Source organism: Tidjanibacter massiliensis (genome assembly GCF_900104605.1).
GTDB classification, from domain to species: Bacteria; Bacteroidota; Bacteroidia; order Bacteroidales; family Rikenellaceae; genus Tidjanibacter; species Tidjanibacter inops.
Window position 1 is genome coordinate 1,970,210 of the sequence record NZ_LT629960.1, and the last position, 25,707, is coordinate 1,995,916.

20 protein-coding genes and 1 tRNA gene are annotated in these 25,707 nt (G+C 55.8%); 10 read left to right on the top strand and 11 right to left on the bottom strand.

Annotated elements, in window-relative coordinates:
* Nucleotides 1–192 precede the first annotated feature (192 nt).
* Nucleotides 193–2,979: a PL29 family lyase N-terminal domain-containing protein gene (locus tag BQ5361_RS09375; RefSeq protein WP_154818441.1), complete on the bottom strand. Its 2,787-nt coding sequence runs from the start codon at nucleotides 2,977–2,979 to the stop codon at nucleotides 193–195.
* Nucleotides 2,980–3,276: 297 nt separating this feature from the next.
* Nucleotides 3,277–4,218: a tyrosine-type recombinase/integrase gene (locus BQ5361_RS09380; RefSeq protein WP_035471207.1), complete on the bottom strand. Its 942-nt coding sequence runs from the start codon at nucleotides 4,216–4,218 to the stop codon at nucleotides 3,277–3,279.
* Nucleotides 4,219–4,637: 419 nt separating this feature from the next.
* Here BQ5361_RS09380 and BQ5361_RS09385 point away from each other — a divergent pair, with 419 nt between their 5' ends.
* Nucleotides 4,638–5,639 (top strand): PorV/PorQ family protein, encoded by a 1,002-nt coding sequence (locus tag BQ5361_RS09385; protein WP_022063497.1) that lies wholly within the window; start codon nucleotides 4,638–4,640, stop codon nucleotides 5,637–5,639.
* Nucleotides 5,640–6,019: 380 nt separating this feature from the next.
* Nucleotides 6,020–6,101: transfer RNA gene (locus BQ5361_RS09390), tRNA-Leu, on the top strand.
* 329 nt (nucleotides 6,102–6,430) lie between these two features.
* Here the strand turns inward: BQ5361_RS09390 and BQ5361_RS09395 are convergent.
* Both BQ5361_RS09395 and BQ5361_RS09400 read right to left on the bottom strand, forming a co-directional pair.
* The gene (locus tag BQ5361_RS09395) at nucleotides 6,431–7,105 is read right to left on the bottom strand and encodes a zinc metallopeptidase (RefSeq protein ID WP_035471203.1); all 675 of its coding nucleotides are present in this window, start codon (nucleotides 7,103–7,105) and stop codon (nucleotides 6,431–6,433) included.
* 107 nt (nucleotides 7,106–7,212) lie between these two features.
* The gene (locus BQ5361_RS09400; protein WP_022063500.1) at nucleotides 7,213–7,977 is read right to left on the bottom strand and encodes an SDR family NAD(P)-dependent oxidoreductase; all 765 of its coding nucleotides are present in this window, start codon (nucleotides 7,975–7,977) and stop codon (nucleotides 7,213–7,215) included.
* 189 nt (nucleotides 7,978–8,166) lie between these two features.
* Here BQ5361_RS09400 and BQ5361_RS09405 point away from each other — a divergent pair, with 189 nt between their 5' ends.
* From BQ5361_RS09405 to BQ5361_RS09430, 6 genes are all read left to right on the top strand, one after another.
* Nucleotides 8,167–9,417, top strand: a complete 1,251-nt coding sequence (locus tag BQ5361_RS09405; protein WP_083389251.1) for an ABC transporter permease — start codon at nucleotides 8,167–8,169, stop codon at nucleotides 9,415–9,417.
* 4 nt (nucleotides 9,418–9,421) lie between these two features.
* The gene (gene ubiE, locus BQ5361_RS09410; protein ID WP_035471201.1) at nucleotides 9,422–10,129 is read left to right on the top strand and encodes a bifunctional demethylmenaquinone methyltransferase/2-methoxy-6-polyprenyl-1,4-benzoquinol methylase UbiE; all 708 of its coding nucleotides are present in this window, start codon (nucleotides 9,422–9,424) and stop codon (nucleotides 10,127–10,129) included.
* Nucleotides 10,126–10,620, top strand: coding sequence for a hypothetical protein (locus tag BQ5361_RS09415; RefSeq protein WP_022063503.1), 495 nt, complete (start codon nucleotides 10,126–10,128; stop codon nucleotides 10,618–10,620). Before ubiE ends, BQ5361_RS09415 begins: the two co-directional genes overlap by 4 nt.
* 10 nt (nucleotides 10,621–10,630) lie before the next feature.
* Nucleotides 10,631–11,170: a hypothetical protein gene (locus tag BQ5361_RS09420; RefSeq protein ID WP_143047553.1), complete on the top strand. Its 540-nt coding sequence runs from the start codon at nucleotides 10,631–10,633 to the stop codon at nucleotides 11,168–11,170.
* A gap of 33 nt (nucleotides 11,171–11,203) precedes the next feature.
* Nucleotides 11,204–11,596 carry a hypothetical protein gene (locus BQ5361_RS09425; RefSeq protein ID WP_022063505.1) on the top strand — a complete coding sequence of 131 codons (393 nt, stop codon included), beginning with the start codon at nucleotides 11,204–11,206 and terminating at the stop codon, nucleotides 11,594–11,596.
* A 131-nt stretch (nucleotides 11,597–11,727) separates the two neighbouring features.
* Nucleotides 11,728–13,683, top strand: coding sequence for a DEAD/DEAH box helicase (locus BQ5361_RS09430; RefSeq protein ID WP_074021974.1), 1,956 nt, complete (start codon nucleotides 11,728–11,730; stop codon nucleotides 13,681–13,683).
* Between the two features lie 200 nt (nucleotides 13,684–13,883).
* Here BQ5361_RS09430 and BQ5361_RS09435 read toward each other — a convergent pair whose 3' ends face one another.
* The 6 genes from BQ5361_RS09435 to BQ5361_RS09460 form a co-directional block, all read right to left on the bottom strand.
* Nucleotides 13,884–16,223, bottom strand: coding sequence for a hypothetical protein (locus BQ5361_RS09435; RefSeq protein WP_035471197.1), 2,340 nt, complete (start codon nucleotides 16,221–16,223; stop codon nucleotides 13,884–13,886).
* A 38-nt stretch (nucleotides 16,224–16,261) separates the two neighbouring features.
* Nucleotides 16,262–16,729, bottom strand: coding sequence for a hypothetical protein (locus BQ5361_RS09440; protein ID WP_035471195.1), 468 nt, complete (start codon nucleotides 16,727–16,729; stop codon nucleotides 16,262–16,264).
* A gap of 98 nt (nucleotides 16,730–16,827) precedes the next feature.
* A complete protein-coding gene (locus tag BQ5361_RS09445) occupies nucleotides 16,828–17,103 on the bottom strand; it encodes a hypothetical protein (protein ID WP_035471193.1) in 276 nt (91 codons plus the stop codon).
* A 33-nt stretch (nucleotides 17,104–17,136) separates the two neighbouring features.
* Entirely contained in the window at nucleotides 17,137–17,616 is a 480-nt protein-coding gene (locus BQ5361_RS09450) for a hypothetical protein (protein ID WP_035471191.1), read from the bottom strand.
* A 365-nt stretch (nucleotides 17,617–17,981) separates the two neighbouring features.
* Nucleotides 17,982–19,616: a chaperonin GroEL gene (gene groL, locus BQ5361_RS09455; protein WP_022064196.1), complete on the bottom strand. Its 1,635-nt coding sequence runs from the start codon at nucleotides 19,614–19,616 to the stop codon at nucleotides 17,982–17,984.
* Between the two features lie 30 nt (nucleotides 19,617–19,646).
* The gene (locus BQ5361_RS09460) at nucleotides 19,647–19,916 is read right to left on the bottom strand and encodes a co-chaperone GroES (protein WP_022064197.1); all 270 of its coding nucleotides are present in this window, start codon (nucleotides 19,914–19,916) and stop codon (nucleotides 19,647–19,649) included.
* 435 nt (nucleotides 19,917–20,351) lie between these two features.
* On the opposite strand from BQ5361_RS09460, the gene BQ5361_RS09465 reads away from it, so the two are divergent.
* Together BQ5361_RS09465 and BQ5361_RS09470 are read left to right on the top strand one after the other, a co-directional pair.
* Nucleotides 20,352–21,794: a BACON domain-containing protein gene (locus tag BQ5361_RS09465; protein ID WP_071425029.1), complete on the top strand. Its 1,443-nt coding sequence runs from the start codon at nucleotides 20,352–20,354 to the stop codon at nucleotides 21,792–21,794.
* A 201-nt stretch (nucleotides 21,795–21,995) separates the two neighbouring features.
* Nucleotides 21,996–23,540, top strand: coding sequence for a BACON domain-containing protein (locus BQ5361_RS09470; protein ID WP_035471189.1), 1,545 nt, complete (start codon nucleotides 21,996–21,998; stop codon nucleotides 23,538–23,540).
* Between the two features lie 334 nt (nucleotides 23,541–23,874).
* Here BQ5361_RS09470 and BQ5361_RS09475 read toward each other — a convergent pair whose 3' ends face one another.
* Nucleotides 23,875–25,557, bottom strand: coding sequence for a BACON domain-containing protein (locus tag BQ5361_RS09475; RefSeq protein ID WP_257525935.1), 1,683 nt, complete (start codon nucleotides 25,555–25,557; stop codon nucleotides 23,875–23,877).
* Nucleotides 25,558–25,707 lie beyond the last annotated feature (150 nt).

Genomic DNA, 25,707 nt, shown 5'->3' on the forward strand with positions numbered 1-25,707 from the left:
GCCCTGCGCTTGTCGTGTCTGTTCGCTCTTGTCGTGTCTGTTCGCTCCCTATTTCGCGGAGCAAGGCGCCCTGCCGGGAACGAACTTCGAGCTGCGGGGATGAAAAAACCGGGGCCCCCGTTTCGGGGACCCCGGCACCAACATTAATTATCCTAAAACCGGACTATGCAACCATAGCCTTTTCGTCATTGCCTACTCTTTGCTGTTCTCGGTGGAGAGTACCGTCACGGTGCCGGTCGCCTTGATTGCGGCGAGGTCGGGTATCGTGATAACGGCTACGGCGGTAGCGTGTTTGTCGGTCTGCAGGTCGCCGCCCTTGTTCAGCCACGTCAGTGCGCCGGTTGCAGGGTCAATCGTCAGCCCGCCGCCGAAGGATGCTTCGCTGTCGGCCGTGTATTCAAGCGAGTATTCGAACGTCAGGGCTGCGGCATTCAGCTTGTAGGTATCCGTACCGAGCGTCGTGAGTTCGCCGTTCTGGTATACTACCCTGTTGTCCGTATCCTTGATGACTACCAGGTCGGCGATGTCTGCCTCGTCAGCCGTAGCGGTAAGCGTCCGGAGCTCGACGGCGGCTATCGTCGCGTTGAAGGGCCTTACGAAGCGTACGGTGAAGCTCTTTTCGCACCATTCGCCGTTCTGGCAGGTTGCAACCATCTCGACTTTGTACTCCCTGTACGATTCGTTCTGTGTCAGCGGAGTGGTCAGCGAGATTACCTGGTCGGACCACTCCGTACCGGTAATTTCGGCACCTTCGTTCTCGAGCCTGTTGTCCTCGAACCGGAAGGAGAGACCGGTATGGTTGCCTGCGAGTACGTCGTAACCGTTGAGGTAGTTTTCGCAGAATTCCTTCATTTCGGCTTCGAGCTTCCATGCACCGGCTACTTCCCGGCCTTTAACCTGTACCGTCTGGTCTGCACCGGCGATGAGGTAGTCGGGGTTCAGTGCGGGCATGTGGCTCAGGTCATGTTCGATATTGTAGTCGAGCGTGATGACGATATTCGGGTCCTGTTTCCTGTTCTTCGCAGGATACGTGAGGGTGAAGGTCTTCTCGCCGAATTTCGCCTTGTTGGTAATGAGGATGTTTGCCAGCTCGGTGGAAGTATTGACATCCGCCGGATTCTTCGAGTCGATGGTTACGCCGTCGGGCATTTGCGTCGTAGGACCGTTTACCGGGTCTATGTATTTTACCTCGGCATCGTTGTACCTCGTGGAGAATTCTTCCATCGTCAGTCCGAGTACATCGAGTATTTCGGCGTTGAAGGTAGCCCAGTCGTAGTGTTCGGTATAGCCCGTGTTCGGGTCGATGTCCGCATACTCGATGGCCTCTCCGTGGTTGATGTTCCAGGTCTTCTCGAAGTCCTCCTTGTCTTCCGGAGCGACGTCGTCTTTGGTTATTTCGAGTTTGATGTAGGCGTTGGCGATTGCCTTGTCATTCACGAACGCGTATACTTCGAATATGGGGGTACGGCCTACCGCTGCGGTACCCTGTGCGAGCCACTCCTTGTCCACAGTCACGATGCCGGTCTTCTCGTCGAGCGTTACGAACTTTTGCTGGTCGGTATTGCCGTCCTCGGGCGATATGTACGAGGCGGGTTTACGGAACTCGTAGATGGGTTCGAAACGTACGGTCGCATCGGTGAGTACCTTCTCAATCTCCTTGGCATACGTTTCCACGACGGTGTGGAGGTCGATTGACGCATCGTATTTCAAATAGGCATCGGCAGCTTCGTCGAAGGCGGGAGTAGTCCAGCCGAGCGTTACGATGTCGGATTCGTCATAGTCCACCTTCTGCTGCTCGTCGTATTTCAGCTTCGTTTTGTTGATGATGACGAAATCTTTCAGTTCGGTCACCTTCACCGCTGCATAGTCGGAGACGATTTCCGTATTGTTCTCCGTATTGAGGGCCTGCAGGGCTACGATGGCTTCCTGATTCTCCTTCAGGCTTTTCAGCGCGTCGTTGGCCTTGACGGTGAAGTTCATGCCGCCCAGTTCGCCCGCTTCGCTGGAGACGATGGTGAGCAGGTCGGCGTTGTCGCCTGCAACGCGGGTTTCAACCGTGCGGTCGATGAACGACCACTCGATATCGAAAACCTTTGCGTTCTGCGGATTCAGACGGTAGGTGACCTGTGCGTCGTTGGCAGCGATGAATTCACCTGCCCGGGTGATGGTGTAGAAGTCAATCACGCCCATACCCAGTTTCGTGTCGATAACCTGCGGCACGAAAGCAATCGACTGCAGATGGGTATAGAGCGGGATGCGTACGGGTTCCTCTTCCGTAGCGCCATCCACGTTGTAAAGCGTCAGGTAACCGTTTTCGCTGTCCCATACTGCGGTTACGGTACCGAGCGGCAGCCACGTTTCGGTGAGGATGCGTTTCGTTTCGTTGCCGGTAACGCCGTCACGGGTCACCTCTACCCAAAAGCCGTTCTCCTCGCCTTCGGTGCCCGGATAATAGTAGATGGTATCGCCCTTATCACCTTTATCTCCGGTATCGCCTTTATCACCTTTGTCACCTTGGTCACCTTTGTCACCTTGGTCGCCCTTGTCACCCTTGTCACCCTTGTCACCTTGGTCGCCCTTGTCACCCTTGTCACCCTTGGATGCGTAACCGGTGTCTACACCGTCTATGAACCAGTTGCCGTTGTCGCCGATGGTCACTACCGAACCGGGCTTGCCGTCCTGACCGTCGGCTCCGTTCGAGCCGTTGGTGCCGTTGGCACCATCCTTGCCGTTCGTAAGTTCGAAGGTCTTGCCGTTGCTCAGCGTTACCTTGACGCCGTTTTCGGTGGGAGTCACATCGGTGATGACAGCGCCGGCGCTGATTTGCGCTTTCAGTTCGCTGACCGATTTCTCGACAGCGGTGATACGGTCGTCCAGACTGGCGATGTCGCTGTCGTAATTCTTACAGGACACGAACATCCCTGCCGAACCGGACACCAATGCCCCGCACAGAAATAAGCTTAGAAATTTTTTGTTCATGACACAAAAGTTTAAAATTTATAAATTTTAAAAAAGAAAATGTGGCCTTGTCAGCGGTTGGCTCAATTATCCCCGTGTGTTTTCCGTTACTTTATAGGTAACGGCACATGTCCCTGTATCCTCACCGGAGGCCGTTTCGGATATGGGGTCGTGGTACGGTTGCATACGGACAGAGACAGCCTGTCCGGGGAAACGCATCTCCCCGGACCGACCGTCGCAGTTGAGAAAAGTCGCGGATTTGTTCGTATCCGGTTTCCGGCAGCCGGGGGAAGCGGCTCCGGCAACCGGGCCGAACGTTTATCGGCCGGAGTTTTTCCGGGCCTGTTTTTTTACATAGGATATCACTTCCCGGTTGGCTTCGTCAATCCGGTCGTCCCGGAACGGTTTGAGGTAGGTCTCGGTGACCGCTATGGAGGAGTGTCCCATCGCCTCGGAGATGATGCCGGGATGTATTTCGCAGTAGTAGGCCATGGTAGCCCATGTATGCCGTATCGTGTAGGTGCTGATGGGTGTCGAGCCGCCGAACCGTTCCCCGAGCGCGGCGAGCTGCCGGTTGAAACTCCGCAGCGCACGCTGGTATTCACGGTAAGCCTCCTCGCTCCCTTCCGGACTGGTGAGGAACGGCAGCAGATAAGGCGATTCCTCCCTTTTATCCGACAGGGTGTCGATGAGCTTCAGGGCCTCCGGTGTCAGTATTACGGTGAGTCGTCTGCCCGTCTTGCGTCGCCTGTACCTTAATATATTGCCTTGGATGTCGCTTTTGCGCAGGTAGGCGAGGTCTACGAACGGGATGCCGCGCAGGATGAACATCAACTGGAGAATGGCCAGCGTGCGCTCCATTCCTGCGGAGAGTTCCTCGCCCTTGCCGTTCATCAGCCCTCCCATGTCGGAGGCTTCCAGCGACTTTTTCCGCTCGGAGGAGACCCCCGTTTGTACGTGCCGGAAGAGCCGTGGGACATAGCTGGCGTAGCCTTCGTCCACGGCCCGGTTGTAGGTGGCCCGCAGCACTTTCATGTAGGTGGAGACGGTGTTCCAACTGCATTTGCGTTTGCGGAGGTATATCTCGAAATCCTTCAGGAGCGCCGGGGTGAATTTCTTGAACGGGATGTCCCGGCAGCAGGAGAACAGGGCGAACGAATTGTACGCGCTTTGGTAGACGTGGGCCGTACCCCATTGTCCGTTCTCTTTAAGCTCCTGTATGATAGATGATAGCGTTTGCAATAACGATTTCTGTTCCATAGTACCGCATTTGTTTTGAATACATTGATTTATCGCCACATAATAAAAAAAACAACTATTATTTTGCGCGGTTGCAAAAAACAGCTATATTTGCGTTGTGTTATGTGCCGTTACCTATAAAGTAACGGCACATGCCGTTTTCGGGCGTTCCGGATGCGTTTTGGAGGCCTGAATGTGTCATATATCGGAGTGGTTGATGGTATATGCAGTACGGAAGATGTTCCGTACGGTGTCTTTCCGTATCTCTTTGCCGTCCGGTATCCGCTCCGGAACGGATGGACCGGATGCCGTATCGCCCAAATTCGGGTATTTTTGTGCATCGTTTAATCAAGTTTAAAAAAAATTACTATTTTTGTCTATTGTGACTTATGCGATATGTCATCAACTAAAGTAAATTATAATAATCTAAATCTCTGACTATGAGTAAAAAAATCTTGCTCGGAGCAATTTGTACGGTACTTTTTTGCGGTACTTCTGCAACTGTGTTCGCTCAGGACAATGCTCCCTCGGGCGCTGCGTCTTCACTGCTTAACAGCGCCGACCCCCGCGCCGCCGGTATGGGTATGGCAACTACCGCAGTGAACGACAATCCTTTCGGAATATTCGGCAATGCCGCATCCAACCTCCTCAGCGAAAAACGGATGGGCTTCGGCTATTCCTACAACCCCGTGATGCCCGATTACAATAAGGGCGTTGCTACCCATGCGGTAGGCGGTTATTTCAACCTCGACGAAAACAACGGTTTCTCCCTCGGCTTCCGTTATTTCAACGGTCCCAAGAGCATTATCGCAGGTGACGATGCCGTTGCGGGCGATTCTTTCCGTCCCAACGATATGGCTGTCAGCATCGGTTATACGCGCAGGATTGTGGATAACTTCACCATGTCGCTGACTGCTAGGTATATCCGTTCGGATTATACGAAGTTCGGCAGCGACTATTACAAGGCCGGCAATGCGTTTACCTTCGACCTGGGATTTTACTATGAAAATACCATCGAATCTTTCTACGGTTCGACCTGGGCGGTGGGCCTCAACGTCAGCAACGTAGGTACCAAACTCGATATCTCGGTGCCTTCCAATCCGATAGCGATGCCTGCCTACGCTAAGCTGGGCGGTTCTATCGACATGCCTTTCTCCGAAAACCACAAGCTGCTCGCAGCTCTCGACCTCGGCTATACCTTCATGCCTTCGACCGATGCGTCGTTTACCGCCGGTCTGGGTCTGGAGTACAACTTCCTGAAACACGGTTTCCTCCGTGCCGGTTATCACTACGGTGACGAGAAATCCATCGGCGGCAGCTACGCTACCGTGGGGCTCGGTGCGGCAGTAGGTCCGGTGAGGGTCGATGCTTCATACTGGATTGCAGGTAAGGAGAGCCCGGTGAAGAATACCTGGGCAGTGGGCCTCAGCCTCTTCTTCTAATCGGACATAGCGGCCGCTTCGGCGGTGACGAACAGGCGGGTACCCGGTGAGGGTGCCCGTTTTTTGTCGTCGTCCCGAACCGACGGAAGCGGAACGGGTTTCGGAGCCGTATCGGTTTCTGTTTCCGACCTTTTGTGTTTGCGCCTTGGTTTTGCCTTTCCGAAAGGGGCTTTGTGCTGTCTTCGCTCGTCTCATTCCGGTCGGAGGTGCGGCTTGTGTCCGCACGGGCAGAGAGAGGGGAAGGCGGCCGGAAGAAAAGGACAGAGGTGGAAAGGGGGGCTTCTGCAGTCGTCTCGGCTGCGCAGGAGGATGGATGGAACTGGAACGCTTCTGCTGCGATTTGTCATTGACGGCAAAAAAAGCTATTTTTGTCACGCACTGCGGATATGGCGTAATTGGTAGCCGCGCCAGACTTAGGATCTGGTGCCGAAAGGCGTGGGGGTTCGAGTCCCTTTATCCGCACAAGTCGGTTATGGCAGCGGAAGATAAATCGCAAATCGTTGCGTTGTTATCGGTATCGGATGCGACCGGTTGGGCTGGAAGATTTTTTCGCACCGGTTTTCGATGTCTCGTCCGGGTGGGGTTAGACTTAAAGAGGCCGTACCGTTCTGAACAGATATGTTCAGAACGGTACGGCCTCTTTAAGTTATTCGGAAAGTGGGGAAGATTGCGCGGTGGTGTCGGCGAAGCCGGTTCGGAAGATGGAAAAGCGGTCATTGTCTGCGCCGCAAAACAGATGCAGGGAGACGGATTTCCGTCTCCCTGCATCTGTTTGATAGTTGGTGTCGGCGTTAGTCTCTTCGCGCGAACCCGATGTAGTAGAGGAGGGTGGCGATGGCGCTCAGGGCTGCGACGAGGTAGGTGCGTGCGGCCCATCGGAGGGCGGTTCCGGCCTGTTGGAGCGCTTCGCCGTGGAGCGTGCCGCTCGCTTCCAGCCACTGCATGGCCCGGTTGGAGGCATTGTACTCCACCGGCAGCGTAATGACCGAGAAGATTGCCGAGAGGGCTATCAGGGCGATGCCGGCCCAAAAGATGGCCGGCATGGTGTTGATGAGGATGATGCCGACAATGATGAGCAGGAAAGACCACTGCGATGCGAAGCTGATGACCGGCACGAGCGCCGAGCGCACACGCAGGGGGGCGTACCCGTAGGCATCCTGTATGGCGTGTCCCGTTTCGTGGGCGGCCACGGCCGCAGCCGCGATGCTGTTGGAAGCGTAGACGCTTTCGCTCAGGTTGATTGTCTTGTTCGTGGGATTGTAGTTGTCGGTAAGGTGTCCCCGCGTGGAGGTCACGGTGACGTCGTAGATGCCGTTGTCGCGCAGCATCTTTTCCGCCACCTCACGGCCCGTCAGCCCTCCTGTCATCGGTACCTTGGAGTATTTGGAGAATACGGACTGCAACCGTCCCTGTACGATAAGGCCGACAATCCCGATGATTATCAGCAGCCACCACTCTATTGTCATCGTTAATTCCTGTTTATTGGTTTCTGTATCAATAACGGCGCTTCGGGGAGGCTATTGCGTTGCCTCCCCGCTAAATCGTTTGCCGTGCCGTTTCTTTCGGCGGAGGCTTACATCTCTTTCTTGTTGTAGTAGGAGTTGGCCTGCGATACGGGTGTCACCACGATTTCGTCGATATTGACGTGGGGCGGCTGCGTGACCGCCCAGAGGATGGTGCGGGCGATGTCCTCCCCCCGCAGCGGGCGGATGCCTTCGTATACCTTGTCGGCCTTCTCCTTGTCGCCGTGGAAGCGTATCAGCGAGAATTCCGTCTCCACTTTGCCCGGACGTATCTCCGTGACCTTGACGCCCGTGCCGAGCAGGTCGATGCGCATGCCGCGGCTGAGGGCGTGTACGGCGTGTTTCGTCGCGCAGTAGACGTTGCCCGCCTCGTACGCCTCGGTGCCGGCTATCGAACCCAGGTTGACGATATGTCCGCCGCCCTGCTGTGCCATCCGCTCCGAAACGATGCGGGCCATGTAGATGAACCCTTTGATGTTGATGTCGATTACCTCGTCCCAGTTCCGGATATCGCCCTCCTGGAACTTTACCAGATCGGTGGCGCGGCCGGCGTTATTGACGAGAATGTCGATACGGCGGTACTCCTCGGGCATGGAATCCAGGGCGGCCAGGCCCCGCTGGTAGTCCCTGACATCGAAACTCATGACGTGTACCTTCGTGCCGTAGGCCTCTTTCAGCTCCTTTTTGAGCGCTTTCAGCCGGTCGGCTCGACGGCCCGCTATGATGAGGTCGTAATCGCCTGTCTGTGCGAACAGCTTTGCCGTCGCTTCTCCTATACCGGAGGTCGCTCCGGTTATCATCGCAACTTTTTTCATGACGGAATTGGAGTTTTCATATTTCCGGTAAAACTACGAATAAAGCGGCGGATATGCAATTTTGCCGTCCGATTTCGCTCAACCCCCGTTTTTTGGTTTAATTTTGCGGACGGAGGCGGGAGCATCGGGTATGTCCCGTGCGGATTATGTCCGGCGCCGCCCTCTTCAGAGTTATCGGACCGTACTGTCATGTCGCATATCAATACAGAGCTGTTTATCTCCCGTCGCATCTCCTCCCGGAAGGGGGGGCGGGAGAATATCATGGTGCGCATCGCCACGCTTACCGTGGCGGTAGGCATGGCCGTCATGATACTTGCACTGGCGGTCGTGACGGGATTCAAGCGGGAGGTGACGGCCAAGCTGGTCGGGTTCGGTTCCCATGTCCGGATAGTGAGCCTCCACTCGAACGCCTCGCTCGAAACCGACCCCGTGACGGTGGATACTGCGCTCATGGAATCCGTCGCCCGTCTGCCGCGCTTCGCCTCCGTGGCCCCCTATGCCGTGAAGGGGGGGATGATAAAGACGCCGGAAGCGATACAGGGCGTGGCGCTGAAAGGTATCGGTCCCGATTACGATACCGCTTTCCTGCAGGAACATCTTGTCGTCGGTTCGCTTCCTGCCGTGGGAGGGGAGGTACGGAGTAAGGAGCTGCTGGTCTCCGCCAATATTGCCCGGATGCTGGGGCTCGCCGTGGACGACCGGGTAGAGATGCTCTTCATCAGTTCCTCGCGGCCCGTCAGGCGCGACCGCTTCAAGGTGTGCGGCATCTACTCCACCGGTATGGAAGAGCTCGACAACGCCATGACCTTTACCGATATCCGGAACGTGCAGCGGCTCAACGGCTGGAACGGGGAACAGGTGACCGGTTACGAGGTCATGACCACCGATTTCAGCCGGCTTGACGAGTTCGCCGAGGCGGTCTACGGGGCCGTATTCGATAACGCCGACCGCACTTCCGACGTGTTGAAGGTGGAGGATATCGTGAGTCTCAATCCCAATACTTTCGACTGGCTTCGCGCCCACAACGTCAATGCCGCGGTCATCATCGTCATCATGCTGCTCGTGGCCTTTCTGAACATGGTATCGGCGATGCTGATAATCCTCCTCGAAAAGACCTCCATGATAGGCGTGCTGAAAGCGCTGGGTATGCGGAACCGGGCCGTGCAGAAGGTCTTCATGCTGCGCTCGCTGGCCATCGTGTTCCGCGGGATGCTGTGGGGAAATGTCGTCGGGATAGGGCTGGCGCTGCTGCAGAAATATACCGGGCTGATACGGCTCGACAGTACGGGGTACATGCTTTCCCGTGTCCCGGTACATTTCGGATGGGAGTGGTGGTTTGCCCTGAATGTCGGGGTGCCCCTCGTGATGCTTGTCCTGATGGTCATTCCGGCACGGGCCGTTTCGGCGGTCAGACCGGAGCGGACCATGCGTTATCAGTGATGTGATGGAAGAGAACAGCAAAAAAACGCGGGTGCGCGAGATGTTCGACAGCATCGCCCCCAGATATGACCTGCTGAACCACCTGCTTTCGTTCGGGGTGGACAGACTGTGGCGGCGGCGTATGGTCGGCGTCGTGGCGGCCGGTACGCCGGCTGCCATACTCGATGTAGCCGCAGGGACGGGCGATGTAGCCGTCGCCCTGGCCCGCCGTCTTCCAGCGGCCCGGATAACCGGTATCGACCTTTCCGGCGAGATGCTCGCCGTGGGGCGCGGCAAGGTGGCCCGCAGGGGACTTTGCGACCGTATCGAACTGGTGCAGGGCGATGCCGAGCAACTGCCCTTTCCCGACGGGACGTTCGATGCGGTGACCATCGGATTCGGAATTCGCAATTTCGGCAGCATCGAGGCCGGTCTCGCCGAAGCCTTCCGGGTGCTTCGCCCCGGCGGCCGGCTCTGTATCCTCGAATTTTCGACGCCCCGCGGACGTTGTTTCGGCCCGCTGTACCGGTTCTATTTCCACCGTATCCTGCCGTTGGTGGGGCGCCTGATATCGAAGGACGATTCGGCTTATACCTATCTTCCCGAATCGGTGGACCATTTTCCGGATAATTTACTATTTTTGCGATTGATGGGGCAGGCAGGGTTCGCAGCGTGCCGCTCCCGCCGCCAGATGCGCGGAATCGCCTATATTTACGAGGGCAGAAAGGAATGAGAGGAAAGATTTGCATATTCGTCGCGGCGCTCGCCGCACTCCTGGCATTGCAGGGGTGCATGAGGAGGGATGCCGTCATCTTCCAAGGTATCTCCGACGTGGAGGTTTCGATGGAGGCGTCGCCCCGTGTGGGCGTCGTGCTGCTCGTCGAGAACACCTCCGGCAGGAACATCACGGTGCGCGACGCGTCGTTCGTCCTCACCTCCCGGGACGGAGGCCGTATCGCCAAGGCTCGGGTGGAGGGAGAGCTTTATCTGCCGAAACGATGCCGTACGGAGCTGTATGTGCCCTTGCAGTGTTCGCTCGACAATCCCTTGAAGGCACTCGCCGTTTTGGGAGACATCGAGGGAAATGCGCCGCTGCTCTTCGTAACGGGAGGCGTGACGGTGAAGGCAGGATGCCTGAAGAAAACGTTCGGAGTGGAGAAGATGCCTCTGTCGGAGTTTCTGAGGTATTTCGGGGAAAGCGTATCGTCCTTTCGCGGCGCTTGAATTGTGTGTTATGAGGATGAAATTGTTGGCATACGGTACGGTCGCACTTCTGGCGCTGCTCCTCTCTTTCCCGGCCGCAGGGCAGGGGATAGGGACGTTCAAGGCCCGGCTGGCCCGGCCCGGCGAATCGACGGATGCCGTGGTGACGGTTCGCGAGTACGGTTCCGCAGTCGAGGCCGTGCGGCGCTACGACAACAGCGACCGGCCGACCGAGATTCCCGGTTACCGTATCCGGATATTTTTCGATAACGGACAGAATGCCCGCAGCGAGGCATTGGCTACGCAGGAGCGTTTCCGCAGCGAGTTTCCCGGTATACCAACCTTTCTCGTTTACGAAAATCCTTCCTATATCGTGACCGTGGGTAACTGCATCACGATTGACGAAGCGCTGATGCTGTGGGACAGGGTGCGGAAGAGTTTCAGTACCGCGTTTCTCTGGCGGGGAAGCATCCCCGTCGAGGAGTTGCTGCGGGAAGAACCGGTTCCGGTACCGGAATCCGGCCTGCAGGCCGATACCGTTGCGGCAGTGACACGGGTTTTACCGTATTAATTCATTATAATAACCTACTAAAATTTAAAGACCATGAAAAAGTTAACGCTCGTTTGCATCGTGGCTATGGCCGCTTTCGTGATGACCGCATGCGGTAACAGGAACGCCAAGAAGGCTGCGGAAGTACAGGTTGTTGAGACCGAGACGGTGGCTGCCGAGGCAACTGCATGCTGCGCCGCCTGCCCCTGCGAGGAGTGCAAATGCGGGGAGTGCAAATGCGCCGAGGGTGTGTGCACTTGCGAGAAGTGTGTTTGCGAAGGGTGCAGTTGCGCCAAAGCTGCGAAGTGTGAGAACTGCGCATCGTGTGAGGATTGCAAATGCCCGGCAGAGAAGTGCGAGGAGTGCAAATGCGAAGATTGCAAATGTGCTGACTGCTGTGCCGAGACCGTAGTTGTCGAAGAGGCCGATACGGCGGTAGCCGAGTAGTCGCATTGCATCCGGGAGGCTGCAGCGCTTTCGGGTGAAGGAAGAAGAACGGCAGTGGGCGGTAAGCCTCGCTGCCGTTTTGTGTAAATGCGGTTTATTTGAGTATCTTTGCGGTTCGTAAAAGATAAAAGATGACCGAAAACGAAGATTTCGGCTCGCTCGGGCTCTCTCCGGAGATGCTCGCCGCAGTCGAAGCGAAAGGGTTCGAGCGCCCTACGCCAATTCAAAAGCTCACCATTCCCATATTACTTGACGGCCGGAACGACATTATCGCTCAATCCCAGACGGGGACGGGCAAGACCGCCGCATACGGTTTGCCCATCCTGCAGGAGCTCGTGCGCGGTGCGGGCAGCGTGCAGGCCATCGTCCTCGTGCCGACGCGCGAACTCGCCCTGCAGGTGACCGAGGAGCTGGTCTCCTACAATCGGGAGAAGCGGCTTTCCATCGCGGCCATATACGGCGGAGCCTCCATGAGCGAACAGCTCAGGCGGCTGGCGAAGGGGGCCGATATTGTGGTGGGGACGCCGGGGCGCGTGCTCGACCACATCCGGCGCGGGACGCTCGACCTGTCCGGCATCCGCTACCTCGTGCTGGACGAGGCTGACGAAATGCTGAACATGGGATTCATCGAGGATGTCGAGGAAATTATGTCGCATACGCCCGGAGAGCGGCGCGTCCTGCTTTTTTCGGCGACCATGCCGCAGCGTATCGTGAACCTTTCGCGGACCTACATGCGCGACGTGGAGATGCTGCGCGTGGAATCGGCCCGGCTGACGGCCGACCTGACCGACCAGATTTATTTCGAGGTGCGCGAAGCGGACAAGTTCGACGCCCTGACGCGTATCATCGACATCACTCCCGAATTTTATGGCATCGTCTTCAGCCGCACGAAGGTGGGGACGGACGAGCTGGTGAACCGGCTTCTCGAACGGGGATACGCGGCCGAGGGCCTGCACGGCGACGTGTCGCAGGCACAGCGTGAAAAGGTACTGCGTAAATTCCGTAACAGGCAGGTAAATATCCTCGTGGCTACGGACGTGGCGGCGCGGGGTATCGACATCAACAACCTGTCGCACGTCATCAACTATTCGCTGCCGCAGGATTCGGAAAGCTATGTGCACCGCATCGGGCGTACAGGCCGGGCCGGGAATCAGGGAACGGCCATTACGTTCATCTCCTCTTCGGAGATGCGGCAGTTCGGCTTCCTGCGCCGCGATATCAAGGCCGACATCCGCAGGCAGGATTTGCCTACGCCGCAGGATATTGTGGCCGTCAAGAGGCAGCGCATCAAGGAGGAACTGCGGGAAATCGTCGAGGGGGACAACTATGCGGATTACGGCGATATGGCCGAGGAGCTGTTGGCTGCCTATACGCCGGAAGTGGCGTTGGCTGCCCTGCTGCGCCTCGCTTTCCGGAGCGAGCTCGACGAGTCGAACTATCCGGAAATACGCTCCTTCTCGGTAGACAGGCGGGGAACGGCGCGGCTCTTCCTCGCCGTCGGCCGGAAAGACGGTTACGACGTACGGAAACTCGTGGCCCTGCTCAAACGCGAGTGCGGCCTGCGGGACAAACATATCAACGATGTGAAGCTCGGCGACAGCTATTCTTTCGTCAGCGTTCCCTTCGAGGATGCCGAGCAGGTGGTGCGTCGGCTGAACAAACTGCGCCGCGGTACGCGTCCTCTGGCGGAGATAGCCCAATCGGTCGGCGGGTCCGACGGACCGCGCGGCCGGGAAAAGGAGCATGTCGGGGAGGAGGTTGCAGCCAGGGAGGAACCTATCCGCGGGAAGCGGGAGACGGGCCGGTCGGTCGGGTGGGAGCGTCGTTCCTGCGATGGGGCGGAGCATGTTGCTGCGGAGCGCGGGAAGCGTCCGAAGAAAGAAAAGGGGCGGCCGGACAGCGGTCGCGGAGAACGACCGGCCGGAAAGGGAAAACCGTTCCCCTCTTCCGGACGGGATGCCGGACGGGTGGATGCGGCATTCTCTTTTGAATCGGAAGAGGGAGGCAGCGGCGGATTCGACTGGTCGTTTTTCGAGAAAGACGGCAACCGGTGGGAACGTCCGGCCAAGGGAAAGAAACGGAAATAGCTGAATTGCGCGGCGTATCCGTTGTAGACGCACTGTAAAAACGAAGCCGGAGAGGAAACTCCGGCTTCGTTCGTTGCTGGAAACAGCAGGTATTGAAATCAATCCGACCTTTCGCAGGATGACGATTATTCGGACAGGCCGTCCGCTGTTATTCCGGACATCTGAACCGTCGTCCGGTCGATTGGACTTTTGTCCGTTTCCTATTCGCCGATTGTCGTGCCCGTCGTTTGAGACGCAGGCGTATCCGGGAAATTCGATACGATGAGTATGGCCGGTTCTTCTACTTCCACTCCGTTTACCTTGTAGTGTATGATGAGTTTGTAATCGAAAGTCAACGGGTGGTCGGGAATAAGGAAAGACAGCGTTCTTGTGGATTTGTTATAACTCCATGTATCGAAAGGATAGTACGGGTAATGTGTCCGGTGGTCGGCCTCTACATCCACTATTTCGACGTTCGTTTCCGTCCCCATATATTTGGCCCGGTAGGTGGTGTTGTAGGCGTAGGTCTCCGGTGCGTTGATGACTCCGAATACGCTGTAAACATCCAATGGCTGCACGCGTATCGGAGCGGTGTATTCCACTTCGGGGCCGTTTGGCTGGAACTGTATCTTTAGCTTGACGGTCATATTTCCCGGCTGTCTGAAAGTGTACTGGGCGCTTCTGTCCGTCTTCGGCGTAATGGTTGCGTCGCCCTGAACCACCGACCACTCCGTGACTTTCGCATCCGGACAGATTTCCAAATCCATCACCGAAACCGTGACCGGATAACCCTCCGTAGCGGTTCCGGGTACCGAAACGATGCTCGTGTTTGAGACGGTGACGGTCTTGTCGAACGTCTCTTCGATGCCCGGTGCCAGCTCTACTGTGGCACGCAGGGTCTTTTCTCCCGGTTCGGTAAAGCATACCAGAAGTTGGGAAGTATTGTTATTCAGTATCGTGGCGCCCGTACCGTCCGTTATCTCCCAGGTTGCAGAAAACGGTGTTTGGTCTTTCATCCTAAGTCGGACGGGTTGGTAAAGCCGTATCCGGGTATCCGAAACCTCGGCCATATTCCTCATATCGAAATGATATTTGTTCGGATTGTCGAAGATAAGGTTCACTAATCGGTCGCTTATCTGTTTGTCGTTTCTGGCACGGATTCTCGATTGCCAGTGCCCCCAATCGTCCGAACCGTAAAAGTCGTACTGAATCTGCTCCATCGTAAAGCCGTTCAGTAACAGGCACTCTATAAGTCTGGTATATTCTTCATTGGTAGTGCCACTCCATTCGTATTCCTCCCCCAGCAATGCACGCGTATAAGCATACGAAACGCCGTTAGCCCAAGATTCCATGTCTTTTCTTCGACCGAAAAGATACATGGCACTGTAACTGCCGGCATCCTTATAGTAGTGCGATGCGTGTCCCAATTCGTGAAAGGTCGTTTGCATTGCACTTTTGGACGAGTGATAGCCCCCAACACGGGATTTTGCATACATGGTCAAAGCGTGTTCTCCTATTACGGCAGTAAGTATAGGAACGTATCTGCCTTCCCACTTAAATGGCGTTTCTTTATCGACGATTCCTATATTGAGCAGTTTCTGTTCCCTGACCAGTCCCGGAACGTGATTCGGTTCGGTATAATAGGCTGTCAGCGCACGGTGAGAACCTGCAAGGAAATAATCGAGACCGCACTGCGACGTCAGTACCGTATCGAGCGGCTCCGTGTGTCCCTTACACCAAGAACCGCGCCTCGTCCATGTATTGCCCTGCCGGATGACGAAATGGTGGGAATCCCATACGACCTGATAATCTACGGGGCCTATGAACTTATCGGTTACTGTAATCCTCCCGTCAGCATCGGTATAATATCGTTTCTGATTGCTGCCCTGTACGACCACTACGTTGAGCTGTTTTAAGGGGAGTATCGTGTCGCTGTTGTCGCCTACATCGACGTGAAACCGGAATCTTGCCGAAGGGTTCCACTCTTGCTGCGATTCGCCTGCACGCGTTGCGACAGAAGTGTGTCCCGTAGCGGCCAGCGTCTGAGTCAGGACATCTTTGAACAGGTCGGTCGAGAGCTGCTCTTCCGAACCGGACGCAGACCCTGCGCCGCCGAGACTCTGAATATAGACATCATAAATCTTCGTATAGGGGATATCCTCCGGGAATTGGAAACCGATTGGAACCACGGAGTAAAGCGGTAGAATCTCACCTTGAGAATCTTCATCGGGTTCGGGAATCGGCTTACCTTCTTCGCCGACAGGATTATAGGACGTAATCAGGTCGAGCGCCTCCAGCCGGGCTACCTGGGCCGAATCGGTCGGAGAAAAGCATACGTATTGGTGGGTAGGTTCCAACACGATTCTCGGCTGTCCCGTTTGGGCGAGTTTGGCGTCGAGCACCTCCTGTACCAGCGACAGTTTGTACGGGTCCTTCTCTCCGGTGGAGCGGGTGACGGCCGCCGTGAAAGATTCTTCGCCCTCCGACGGCTGAGGAAGCTCCTCCTTGACGCACGACGCCAAGAGCAGCCCCGAAAGCAGTAACAGGTAAAAGTTTCTCATATAATAGTAATTTTAAAGTTAGACAATTTTGTAGGCTTTTATTCCGTTAATATTGGATATCCTCTTTTGAAAAATTCTTCTGTGAAAATATATTGAAGGTATACAACATCTTTGGTTTCTTTGGTTATATCGTAGTTCTCCGCATGGTATAAATATGCTCCAACCATATCTCCGACTTCCCATTCTCCGTTAGATATAGAAAGACCTTCAAATTTTAAGTCATCGAAAGGATCAGCTATATTTGTACCAAATCCTCCCGTAGGAGGCGGCGTCAATATCTTAGTGAATTCTCCCCCGGGAGTGATTGTAAAGTTGTAGACCGGCTTAGCATTTGGGTTTTTTCCCGGTCCCCATTCATCACTATAATAAGTCTGATCATAGAGCGTAACGATAATGGTTTTGTCTGTTCCATTTATAAAAGTATAATAGGCAAACTTGTAATACGAGTGGTCGCATCCGCACAGCGTCGCTGCGGCGACAAGGAGTAAAAGAAGTCTGGTTTTCATAATAAAAGATTGTTATGAGTTAAACTTAACTATCGCTTCAAAGGCGTATTATTTGTTTTTAAAAGACAATACGTTACGATTGTAAAGTGCAATTGTATTCAATGATTCCAATTAGCTACCTGGGCCGAATCGGTCGGAGAAAAGCATACGTACTGGTGGGTCGGTTCCAACACGATTCTCGGCTGTCCCATTTGGACGAGTTTGGCGTCGAGCACCTCCTGCACCAGCGACAGTTTGTACGGGTCTTTCTCTCCAGCGGAGCGGGTGACGGCCGCCGAGAGGGGTTCTTCGCCCTCCGACGGTTGGGGAAGCTCCTCCTTGACGCACGACGCCAGGAGCAGCCCCGAAAGCAGTAACAGGTAAAGTCTTTTCATGTTGCAACAGTTTTAAGTTAGGTAATTATGGAGTTAATCGTAAACCGGCACAGGTAATCCGAAGTCATTAAAAAAATCATCGTCGAATACACACTGTAGATGGACGGATTTATTCGTGGATTTTGTCTCTTCATAAAAGCCGTTGTATTGGTAGAATAGATTATTGGGCCTTAGATGTGAAACTATGCTCTCCCCGTTCGATACGGTAATACATCTTGCCTCTTTTATATCCTCAAACGGAGGAGAGAAACTTTTTTTTCCCATACCCGGATATGGCTGCAGTATTCTGGTGTATTGTTCTCCCGGTGCGATGACAAAGCGGAATACTTCTTTGGCATCGGGATTTACTTTGAGATCCCAAATATTCGTATAGAAGTCTTGGTCGTAAAGTGTCACGACAACTGTCTTGTCCGTAGCATTGATATAGGTGTAGTAGGTCAATCGGTGTCCTAAACGGTCGCAACCGCACAGCGTCGCTGCGGCGACAAGGAGTAAAAGAAGTCTGGTTTTCATAATAGAAGGTTTTTATGAGTTAAACTTAAATCTTCACCCTAAAGATATGTTATTTATTTTACATGTCCAACATTTTACGGTCATGGATAAGCGGTGGTGCAAAGAATGCAATACGCCATGAGGTGTATAGGGTCATACGGTGTCGAACGTAATGCAGCGAATTCCGTCTGCTTGCCGAATGGATAAGGGGCAGGGCGGTATTGTCGGTATCTTTGAGGACGATGTACTGTCGGTGGGAGGTTGGGCCAGTTCGCGGGAGGAATTGTTTTAAGGGTACCTTAACCGAAGAGGGGAGAGTGCGATATTCGCACTCTCCCCTCTTCGGTTAAGGTACCCCGTGAGGGACACCCTGTTATTCAGGTTGATTACATCATGCCCATGCCGTTCATCCCTGCGCCGCCTGCCGGCATCGGGGGTACGGGCTCCTTCTTCTCGGCCAGTACGCACTCGGTGGTGAGGAACATGGAGGCTATCGAAGCGGCGTTTTCGAGCGCTACGCGGGCTACCTTGGTCGGGTCGAGGATACCTGCTTCGAGCATATCTTCGTAACGGTCGCTGCGGGCGTTGTAACCGAAAGCACCCTTGCCTTCGCGTACCTTGTTCACTACGACCGAACCTTCGCCGCCGGCGTTGGCGACAATCTGGCGGAGCGGCTCTTCGATGGCCCTCTTCACGATGGCGATACCGGTCGTCTCGTCGTCGTTCTCGCCCTTCAGTTTGTCGAGTGCGGAGATGGCACGGATGTAGGCCACGCCGCCACCGGGGATGATACCTTCTTCCACGGCTGCACGCGTTGCGGCCAGCGCATCCTCTACGCGGTCTTTCTTCTCCTTCATCTCCACTTCGGTGGCTGCGCCGACATAGAGTACGGCTACGCCGCCTGCCAGCTTGGCGAGCCTCTCCTGGAGTTTCTCGCGGTCATAATCGGAGGTGGTGGTCTCTATCTGCTTGCGTATCTGGTTTACGCGCGCCTTGATGGCATCCTTGCGCCCGGCACCGTCCACGATGGTGGTGTTCTCCTTGTTGATGGTCACCTTGTCGGCCGTTCCGAGCATTTCGAGCTTGACGTCTTCGAGCCTGTAACCCTTGTCTTCGGTGATGTACGTACCGCCCGTCAGCGTGGCGATATCTTCGAGCATCTCCTTGCGGCGGTCGCCGAAACCGGGAGCCTTGACGGCAGCTATCTTGAGGGTACCGCGGAGCTTGTTCACCACCAGCGACGAGAGCGCCTCGCCGTCCACGTCCTCGGCAATTATCACGAGTGCCCGACCGTTCTGTGCCACGGGTTCGAGTACGCCCATAATCTCCTTCATCGTGGAAATCTTCTTGTCGGTGATGAGGATAAGCGGCTTGTCGAGCTGCGCCTCCATCTTTTCGGTGTCGGTCACGAAATAGGCCGAAATGTAGCCCCTGTCGAACTGCATGCCTTCCACTACCTCGACGGTGGTCTCCGTGCCTTTGGCCTCTTCGACGGTGATGACGCCCTCCTTGTTCACCTTGCTCATGGCTTCGGCGATGAGGGAACCTATAGTGTTGTCGTTGTTGGCCGAAATGGTCGCTACCTGCTCGATTTTCTCGATGTGGTCGCCCACCTTCTGGCTCTGTTTGCGGAGGTTCTCCACAACGGCTGCGACGGCCTTGTCGATACCCCTCTTGAGGTCCATCGGGTTCGCGCCGGCGGTCACGTTCTTGATGCCCACGCCGATGATGGACTGGGCGAGCACCGTGGCGGTGGTGGTACCGTCGCCGGCGTCGTCATTGGTCTTGGAGGCTACCTCCTTGACAATCTGGGCACCCATGTTGGCGAAGGGCTCTTCGAGTTCCACTTCCTTGGCTACCGTCACACCGTCCTTGGTGATGTGCGGCGTACCGAACTTGCGGTCGATTATCACATTCCTTCCTTTCGGGCCGAGCGTTACCTTTACCGCATCGGCGAGCGCATCGACGCCCTCTTTCAGAAGCTCGCGGGCTTCCGCATTGTATTTTATCTCTTTAGCCATGGCTATATGATTTATTTGCGTGTGAAATGATTAGATGATTGCGAAAATGTCGCTCTGGCGCATGATGAGGTATGTTTCGCCTTCGACGGTCACCTCCGTACCCGCGTATTTGCCGTAGAGTACCTGGTCGCCTACCTTGACCTCCATCTTTACCTCCGATGTGCCGGGGCCGACTGCTACCACTTTGCCTGCGAGCGGTTTTTCCTTCGCGGTGTCGGGGATGATGAGGCCTGCCGCCGTCTTCTCTTCAGCCGGATTGGGCTGTATCAAAACTCTGTCTGATAACGGTTTGATTTTCATAGCTCTTAAACTGTTTTGAAGTTATATGTTATGTGATATCGTCTGCTTTTCGCATTGCGGCAGTATGTGTCGCACATTATATGCCAAACGCTCCGGCCGTACAAACTGTCACCCTTTGTATGCCAGTCTGGCAACAAATCGTATCGGCTGGCTGACAGAATTGCAGACGGGCGCTACGTGATTGCCGGCGGCCCTGTCGGCATATCGTAACGTTGCAAAAGGTTTTTTGTGGATTTTATGCTGAAAATATCCGGTTCGTTGCATATATATGTCTTGCGAGCAAAGATGTAATAATATTAACTATCAGCATTTTAATGTTTTTTTAATCGTATGTTTGCATTGCGTGCATGCAGACGGTCCGATGTGACGAAGATTTTTGGATAATCTTAAACCTACTAATTATTCATGAAAAAGAATCGGTTTTTTACAGGTGTTATGTGTACTTTGGCGGTTGTCGCACTCTCGGCCTGCGGGCAGGAGGCGCAGGAGCAACTGCAATACGTGAGCCTCAGCCAGGCGGGCTGTACCTTTTTCGGTACGGATAACGAGCCTTTGGCAGTGACGGTGGAAACATCTCCGGCGCAGTGGGCGGCGGAAGCATCCGCATCCTGGGTGAAGGCGGAACCCGGAGAGGACGGTACGACCCTTGTTCTATCAGTAGAAGACAATGATGGCGATGCCGAGCGAAAGGCTGCCGTGACGGTGACGGCCGGGCAGGCATCCCAGACGATTACGGTCTATCAGTTGGCACCCGACCTCTCCATCAACCGTTTCAGGAAGGAACGGATGTTCCAGAACGGCGGCGTAGTGTCGCCCAGCGGCAAGTACATCGGCGGTTTTACGAACAAAGCGATGGAGGACAATACGTGGGAATACTATCCTGTGATTATCGACACGGAGACCGGAGAAAAAATCAAACTCGGTCCGTTCCCTTCCGCGCTTTTCAAATGTAGTCAGCCGTTTGCCATTACCGATTACGGCCAGCTTTTTATCTCCGACCATGAGAACGGTGGTTCGGTCATTTTCGACCTCAACGGCGACTACATGCTCTCCAGTATTCCGGAGGGTTGTACGAACCGGGGCAACGTGATGGGCGTTTCGGGCGACGGTTCCAAATGGGTAGGTTATGCAACCAGCGAAAAGCAGGAGGGAGAGCGCATTGGTCAGTACCGTCCGATAATTTGGGAGGACGGCGAGGCCCGGATGCTTTCCATGCCCGAGAAGAACTTCAAGGGCGAGGATTTCTCGGTAGGGGCGATGGCGCGTGGCATCTCCGCCGACGGCTCCGTGATTTATGGAACGACGTGGGACAACAGCGACGGAGCCATGATTTACTGGAAAGACGGCAAGGTCAAGTATGTAGGCGAGGATGTACATGAAATCAAGTCGGTAACCATTCCCTATCCGGAAGGCGACGAGACGTTCTACTATGCCAACGGAATAGTCAGCCAGGCCGAAATCTACAAGATGAGTCCCTCGGGCAACTGGATAGCCGGCGCTTATCAGGAGATAACGGTCAATACGGACGACTATTCGACGGTCGCCAGTTCGTGCCCGGCCTTTTACAATACGGAAACGGAGACGACTGTCGTATTGGAGGAGTACAGCGGTGCCAAGGGCGTGCATGTGACCGACGGGGGCATCGCATTCATTGCACTGCCTATGGCCGGCGGCGAAGTGTACGACCTCAATGCGGGAGTTGCCATCGGAACGGTAGCCGAATGGGTTTACAGCGAATACGGCCTCATCATTCCGTCGGATATCTTCATCAAAAGCGTTTCGCCGGACGGTCGGGTGGTGCTCGGTACGGGTACGGAACAGCCGGCGGGTATGAAGGGGAGAATTTACCCGTGGTACATCATTCCTCCGGCGCAATAACAAAAAACTCTTTTCATAATTTTTACATAAGGTTATTTGACAGGTGGCTGGTCCGTGGTTTCGTCCGGTATCCGTCCGAAGGCGGATACCGGGCCGGGACCGGTTTGTTGCCGGCATCCCGGCGGCGAGGGAATTTCGGCCCGTACCGGACATTAACCGTCTATTTAGCATATTTTTAACTGACCTAATACTGAACAGACCATGGAAAAAAGATTGTGCGTTATCGCCGCGGCCTGCCTTGCTGCGGTGTCGTGTACGACCAAAGGGGAAAACGAACCGCAGCCGTCGCTCGAGGTGTCGCCCACTTCCCTCATTTTCGCGGCTGCCGCCGCCCCTGCCCAGGAGGTAACGGTCACGGCCGTCGGTACCGATTGGGAATACGAACTTGTAGGAAATGCCTCGGAGTGGGTCACCGTGACCGAAGACCGCACGAAAGGGCTCCTGACGGTCGGCGTACAGGATAATCCGCAGGCCGAACAGCGTACCGCCTCCCTGACGGTAAACGCCGCTGGCGGCAGCGGCATCAAGGTGAAAGACAAGACCGTGACGATTGTCCAGCAGCCGTCGGACACTCCTGTTGTCTATTCCATTACCGTGGAGCCCGCTTCGCTGACTTTCGAGGCGGAGGGAGCGGCGACACAGAAGGTGACCGTGATGACCGAAGGCGAAGGACTTACCTGGCGTACCGAAGTGGATGAGGCTGCCCGCGGGTGGCTCACCGTGACCGAGGGCGAAGGACAGTTTGCCGTGGCGGTGTCCGACAATCCCGATACAGTGGAACGTGCCGGCAACATCACCGTAATACCGAGTGAGGAGTCCGCTTCGCCGAAAGTGGTGCGCGTCGTACAGAAGGAGAAGGTGATACCCCCTTCGCTCGATATTGCACTCAGCAACGGTGCGACGCCCGAGGAGGGATTCGTGTTCGATTATCTGGGCGAAAACCAGAATTATTCCATCGATGTACGGGCCGTAAATATCGATTGGGACTATCGGGTGGAGTACGATTCCGCCGCGACCGACTGGATTACGGTTCGGAAAAACGAACTGTCGGACCGTGTCGGTTTGATGGTGCTGCTGAACAACAACAAAAACGAAGCTGCCGACCCGCGTTCCGGCCGTATCGTGATTTATACGGGCGAAGAGGGTATCGGCCCCTATGAGGTGAAGGTGACGCAGACCGGAAAACCCGAATTTCAGAGCACGATTCTCGAAAACGTTGAGGTAGGAACAGTGACCGGAACGAGGGCGATTGTCTATCCCAACAACGATAAACGGCAGTTGGCCTATACCGAGTGGAATATTACGCTGTGGGGTAGCGGTATCGAGTTCGTGTCGAAATTTGGCAAATATACCGGTTCGGGCGAATTGCTCCAGTTAGAGCTTGCGACGAATCCTATCGAAAAGAACGAGGAGGGAATTTACGTGATTCCGGACGGAACGTACGCACTTGCCCCGAATTTTGATGGCAAGAACGAAGATGGGACTTCGGTCGTTCCGGAGCCTTTTACCGTGAGCGGAGGCGAGCGGGGATTGTGGAATCATCCGTCGACGGCGAAAGGAACCTGGTACCTGCGGATGCAGGATGACAAGTACAACGGCGAGGAGGCCCGGATTACCGGCGGTACCCTGGCGGTAACGGGAACAGGAGACGGTAATTACCGACTCGAATGGGATTTCATCTCCGATGCCATGTATCATACGACGGGCAGTTACGAAGGGCCGCTTGCATTGGAGGTCGTGGGCTGATAAATATGGAACGGGACGGCGCCGTCAGACCCGTGACGGCGCCCGACCTCCATTCTTTTCATAGGTGGGGCGTGCGGAATTTCGGTTCCGTGCGCTTTTTTAATCCATAGTTTTTTATTCGCCGCATTGCCGGATGCGGTGCGTCTGCCCGATGCCGTATGGGGGTATCGTCGGGGCGCCGGGGAGCGGGCGGAGAAAGGGCGGCGTTTTTCGGTTGCCGGGCAGAAGGTATCGCAGTCCGGATGTTCCGTTCGTTCCGGTGTTACGCTCAGGTTTGTACGGTCGTCTGTGTATGGAGCCGCAAGCTGTGCGGCCGCCCTTTCACTCCGTCGTTTTACGGTTGTTGTCGCGTCAGGACGACGTGCCGGTGGTACTCTATCGGGACTGGAACGGCGATGCCGCCCATCGTGAGGGTTTCGTAGTAGATGTAACTCGCTTCGCCCGTTTCGCCCCATAGCTGTTCGGAGTCGGGAAAGAGTTCCGGAGTGGCCGTGAGAAGGTCGGGCAGCAGGAGGCGTTCGAGTCCCGATGCGTCCCGTTCTACCGATACCGGAAGAAAGGTTTCCGGCTCCGTCCATGCCTCGACGATTCCTGACGGGAATACGAGATGCGGGGCCGAATAGTAGGGCTTGTCTCCCTTTCGGAAAGCGGCTCCGAAGGAGACTCCCGCCGTACCGTTGCGCAGTATGAGGTGGATGGTGGCCGTCGCCCCGCCGAACCCCTGTACGCCGCTGCCGGCGATGCCCGTGACGGCATACCCGCCGTTTTCGCGGGCAATGGTCGCCGTCCCGGAAAATTCGGAGGTATTCGTCCAGTCTTCCGTAGTGGCGGAGAGCGAATGCCACTGCCATGTGCCGGAGAGGTCGGTGATGGGGGTACCCTGCTGCGATACGGCCACGGTTGCCTCGCTTCCCTCCGCCGAGCGTACCGTGACGGTTCCGCTCCGTACGCCGCTGCCGCTCCATGGTGCGGCGGTCACCTCCAGTGCCGTTCCGGTCACGGCGGCCGAGAGCCATGCGGTGCTTCCGGTGTCGGTTGCGGCCGTCAGTTCCGTTCCTCCGGCGGTGATTCCGCAGGTGCGGCGGCCGCCCTCCGGCCCGAATGAAAGTTGTGCCGGTTCGACAGCGATACCGGTATCGCCGGCCGCCTGCTGCGTAACCTCCAGTACCGCGAAGGCCCCTTCCGCATTGGTGACCGTGACCTCTCCGCGGCGTTCACCGCCGTCATTGACGGTTGCCGTCACAAGGAGTTGTTTCTCCACTATCTCCGCCGAGAGCCATTCGGCCTGGTCGGACGTCACCAAAGCGGCGGGAACACTTCCTTGTGTTACGACGGAGACGGTTTTGGTCAGCTCGTCGCCCGAGGAGGCGAAAGTCAGCGAAGCGGGTTCGAGGGTGATTCCGTAAGCGGCGGGAATTCCGGCCTGCCGGATGGTCAGCACGGCTTCACCGCCTTCGGCATTCGTGACCGTTGCTGCTCCTTCCCGTGCCTCGGCGGAGGAGTTGGGCGCGGCCGTTACGATGAGCCGCTGTTTTTCGATGCGCACCTCGTACCACGTATCCCCGGCGGCCCGTTCTGCCCGGAAGCCGCTGCCGGCGGAGATGATTTCCGCCTCTCCCGTCAGGGTACCGTAGGCGGGAAGTTCGAGGCTGTCCGGCGACAGTACGACGGCATAGTCCGTCCCTTCCCCCTCGCTACCCTGCGTGACGACGACGGTACGGGAAGCCGCCCGGTCGGCACTTACCGTGAGGGTCGCCCGGCGTTCGCCGTCGGAAACATTCCGGCTTGCGGCCGATACCGTGATACATGTTTCTTCCTGTGCCGTTTCCAGCCAGTCGGTCTCCTGGCCGGAGTAGCTCACCGAAAAACTGAAAGACGGAGCATCCGTTTCGACGTCTATCCGTTTGGATATGCCGGTTTCATCGAATGCGAACGACAGGACGGCAGGGGCAACTTCGAGCGTATGGGTGACGAGTCGGGGTTCCCGGTTTTTGCATCCGGCGGCGAGCAGAAGCACTGCCAAAAGGCAAAGAAGACGTATCGGACGGTTTGTGCGCATGGTATGGAGAAGGGTTATGATTTGCAGTTTGCATTTGTCGGGCAGGTTCCGCTTCCCGGTTACAAAAAGAACGATTCATCCTATGGACGGATGTTCCGGCCACCGGTC

Coding starts and splice junctions, on each gene's coding strand:
- BQ5361_RS09375 (WP_154818441.1), bottom strand. CDS start 2,979: ATGAACAAAAAATTTCTAAGCTTATTTCTGTGCGGGGCATTGGTGTCC.
- BQ5361_RS09380 (WP_035471207.1), bottom strand. CDS start 4,218: ATGGAACAGAAATCGTTATTGCAAACGCTATCATCTATCATACAGGAG.
- BQ5361_RS09385 (WP_022063497.1), top strand. CDS start 4,638: ATGAGTAAAAAAATCTTGCTCGGAGCAATTTGTACGGTACTTTTTTGC.
- BQ5361_RS09395 (WP_035471203.1), bottom strand. CDS start 7,105: ATGACAATAGAGTGGTGGCTGCTGATAATCATCGGGATTGTCGGCCTT.
- BQ5361_RS09400 (WP_022063500.1), bottom strand. CDS start 7,977: ATGAAAAAAGTTGCGATGATAACCGGAGCGACCTCCGGTATAGGAGAA.
- BQ5361_RS09405 (WP_083389251.1), top strand. CDS start 8,167: ATGTCGCATATCAATACAGAGCTGTTTATCTCCCGTCGCATCTCCTCC.
- ubiE (WP_035471201.1), top strand. CDS start 9,422: ATGGAAGAGAACAGCAAAAAAACGCGGGTGCGCGAGATGTTCGACAGC.
- BQ5361_RS09415 (WP_022063503.1), top strand. CDS start 10,126: ATGAGAGGAAAGATTTGCATATTCGTCGCGGCGCTCGCCGCACTCCTG.
- BQ5361_RS09420 (WP_143047553.1), top strand. CDS start 10,631: ATGAGGATGAAATTGTTGGCATACGGTACGGTCGCACTTCTGGCGCTG.
- BQ5361_RS09425 (WP_022063505.1), top strand. CDS start 11,204: ATGAAAAAGTTAACGCTCGTTTGCATCGTGGCTATGGCCGCTTTCGTG.
- BQ5361_RS09430 (WP_074021974.1), top strand. CDS start 11,728: ATGACCGAAAACGAAGATTTCGGCTCGCTCGGGCTCTCTCCGGAGATG.
- BQ5361_RS09435 (WP_035471197.1), bottom strand. CDS start 16,223: ATGAGAAACTTTTACCTGTTACTGCTTTCGGGGCTGCTCTTGGCGTCG.
- BQ5361_RS09440 (WP_035471195.1), bottom strand. CDS start 16,729: ATGAAAACCAGACTTCTTTTACTCCTTGTCGCCGCAGCGACGCTGTGC.
- BQ5361_RS09445 (WP_035471193.1), bottom strand. CDS start 17,103: ATGAAAAGACTTTACCTGTTACTGCTTTCGGGGCTGCTCCTGGCGTCG.
- BQ5361_RS09450 (WP_035471191.1), bottom strand. CDS start 17,616: ATGAAAACCAGACTTCTTTTACTCCTTGTCGCCGCAGCGACGCTGTGC.
- groL (WP_022064196.1), bottom strand. CDS start 19,616: ATGGCTAAAGAGATAAAATACAATGCGGAAGCCCGCGAGCTTCTGAAA.
- BQ5361_RS09460 (WP_022064197.1), bottom strand. CDS start 19,916: ATGAAAATCAAACCGTTATCAGACAGAGTTTTGATACAGCCCAATCCG.
- BQ5361_RS09465 (WP_071425029.1), top strand. CDS start 20,352: ATGTGTACTTTGGCGGTTGTCGCACTCTCGGCCTGCGGGCAGGAGGCG.
- BQ5361_RS09470 (WP_035471189.1), top strand. CDS start 21,996: ATGGAAAAAAGATTGTGCGTTATCGCCGCGGCCTGCCTTGCTGCGGTG.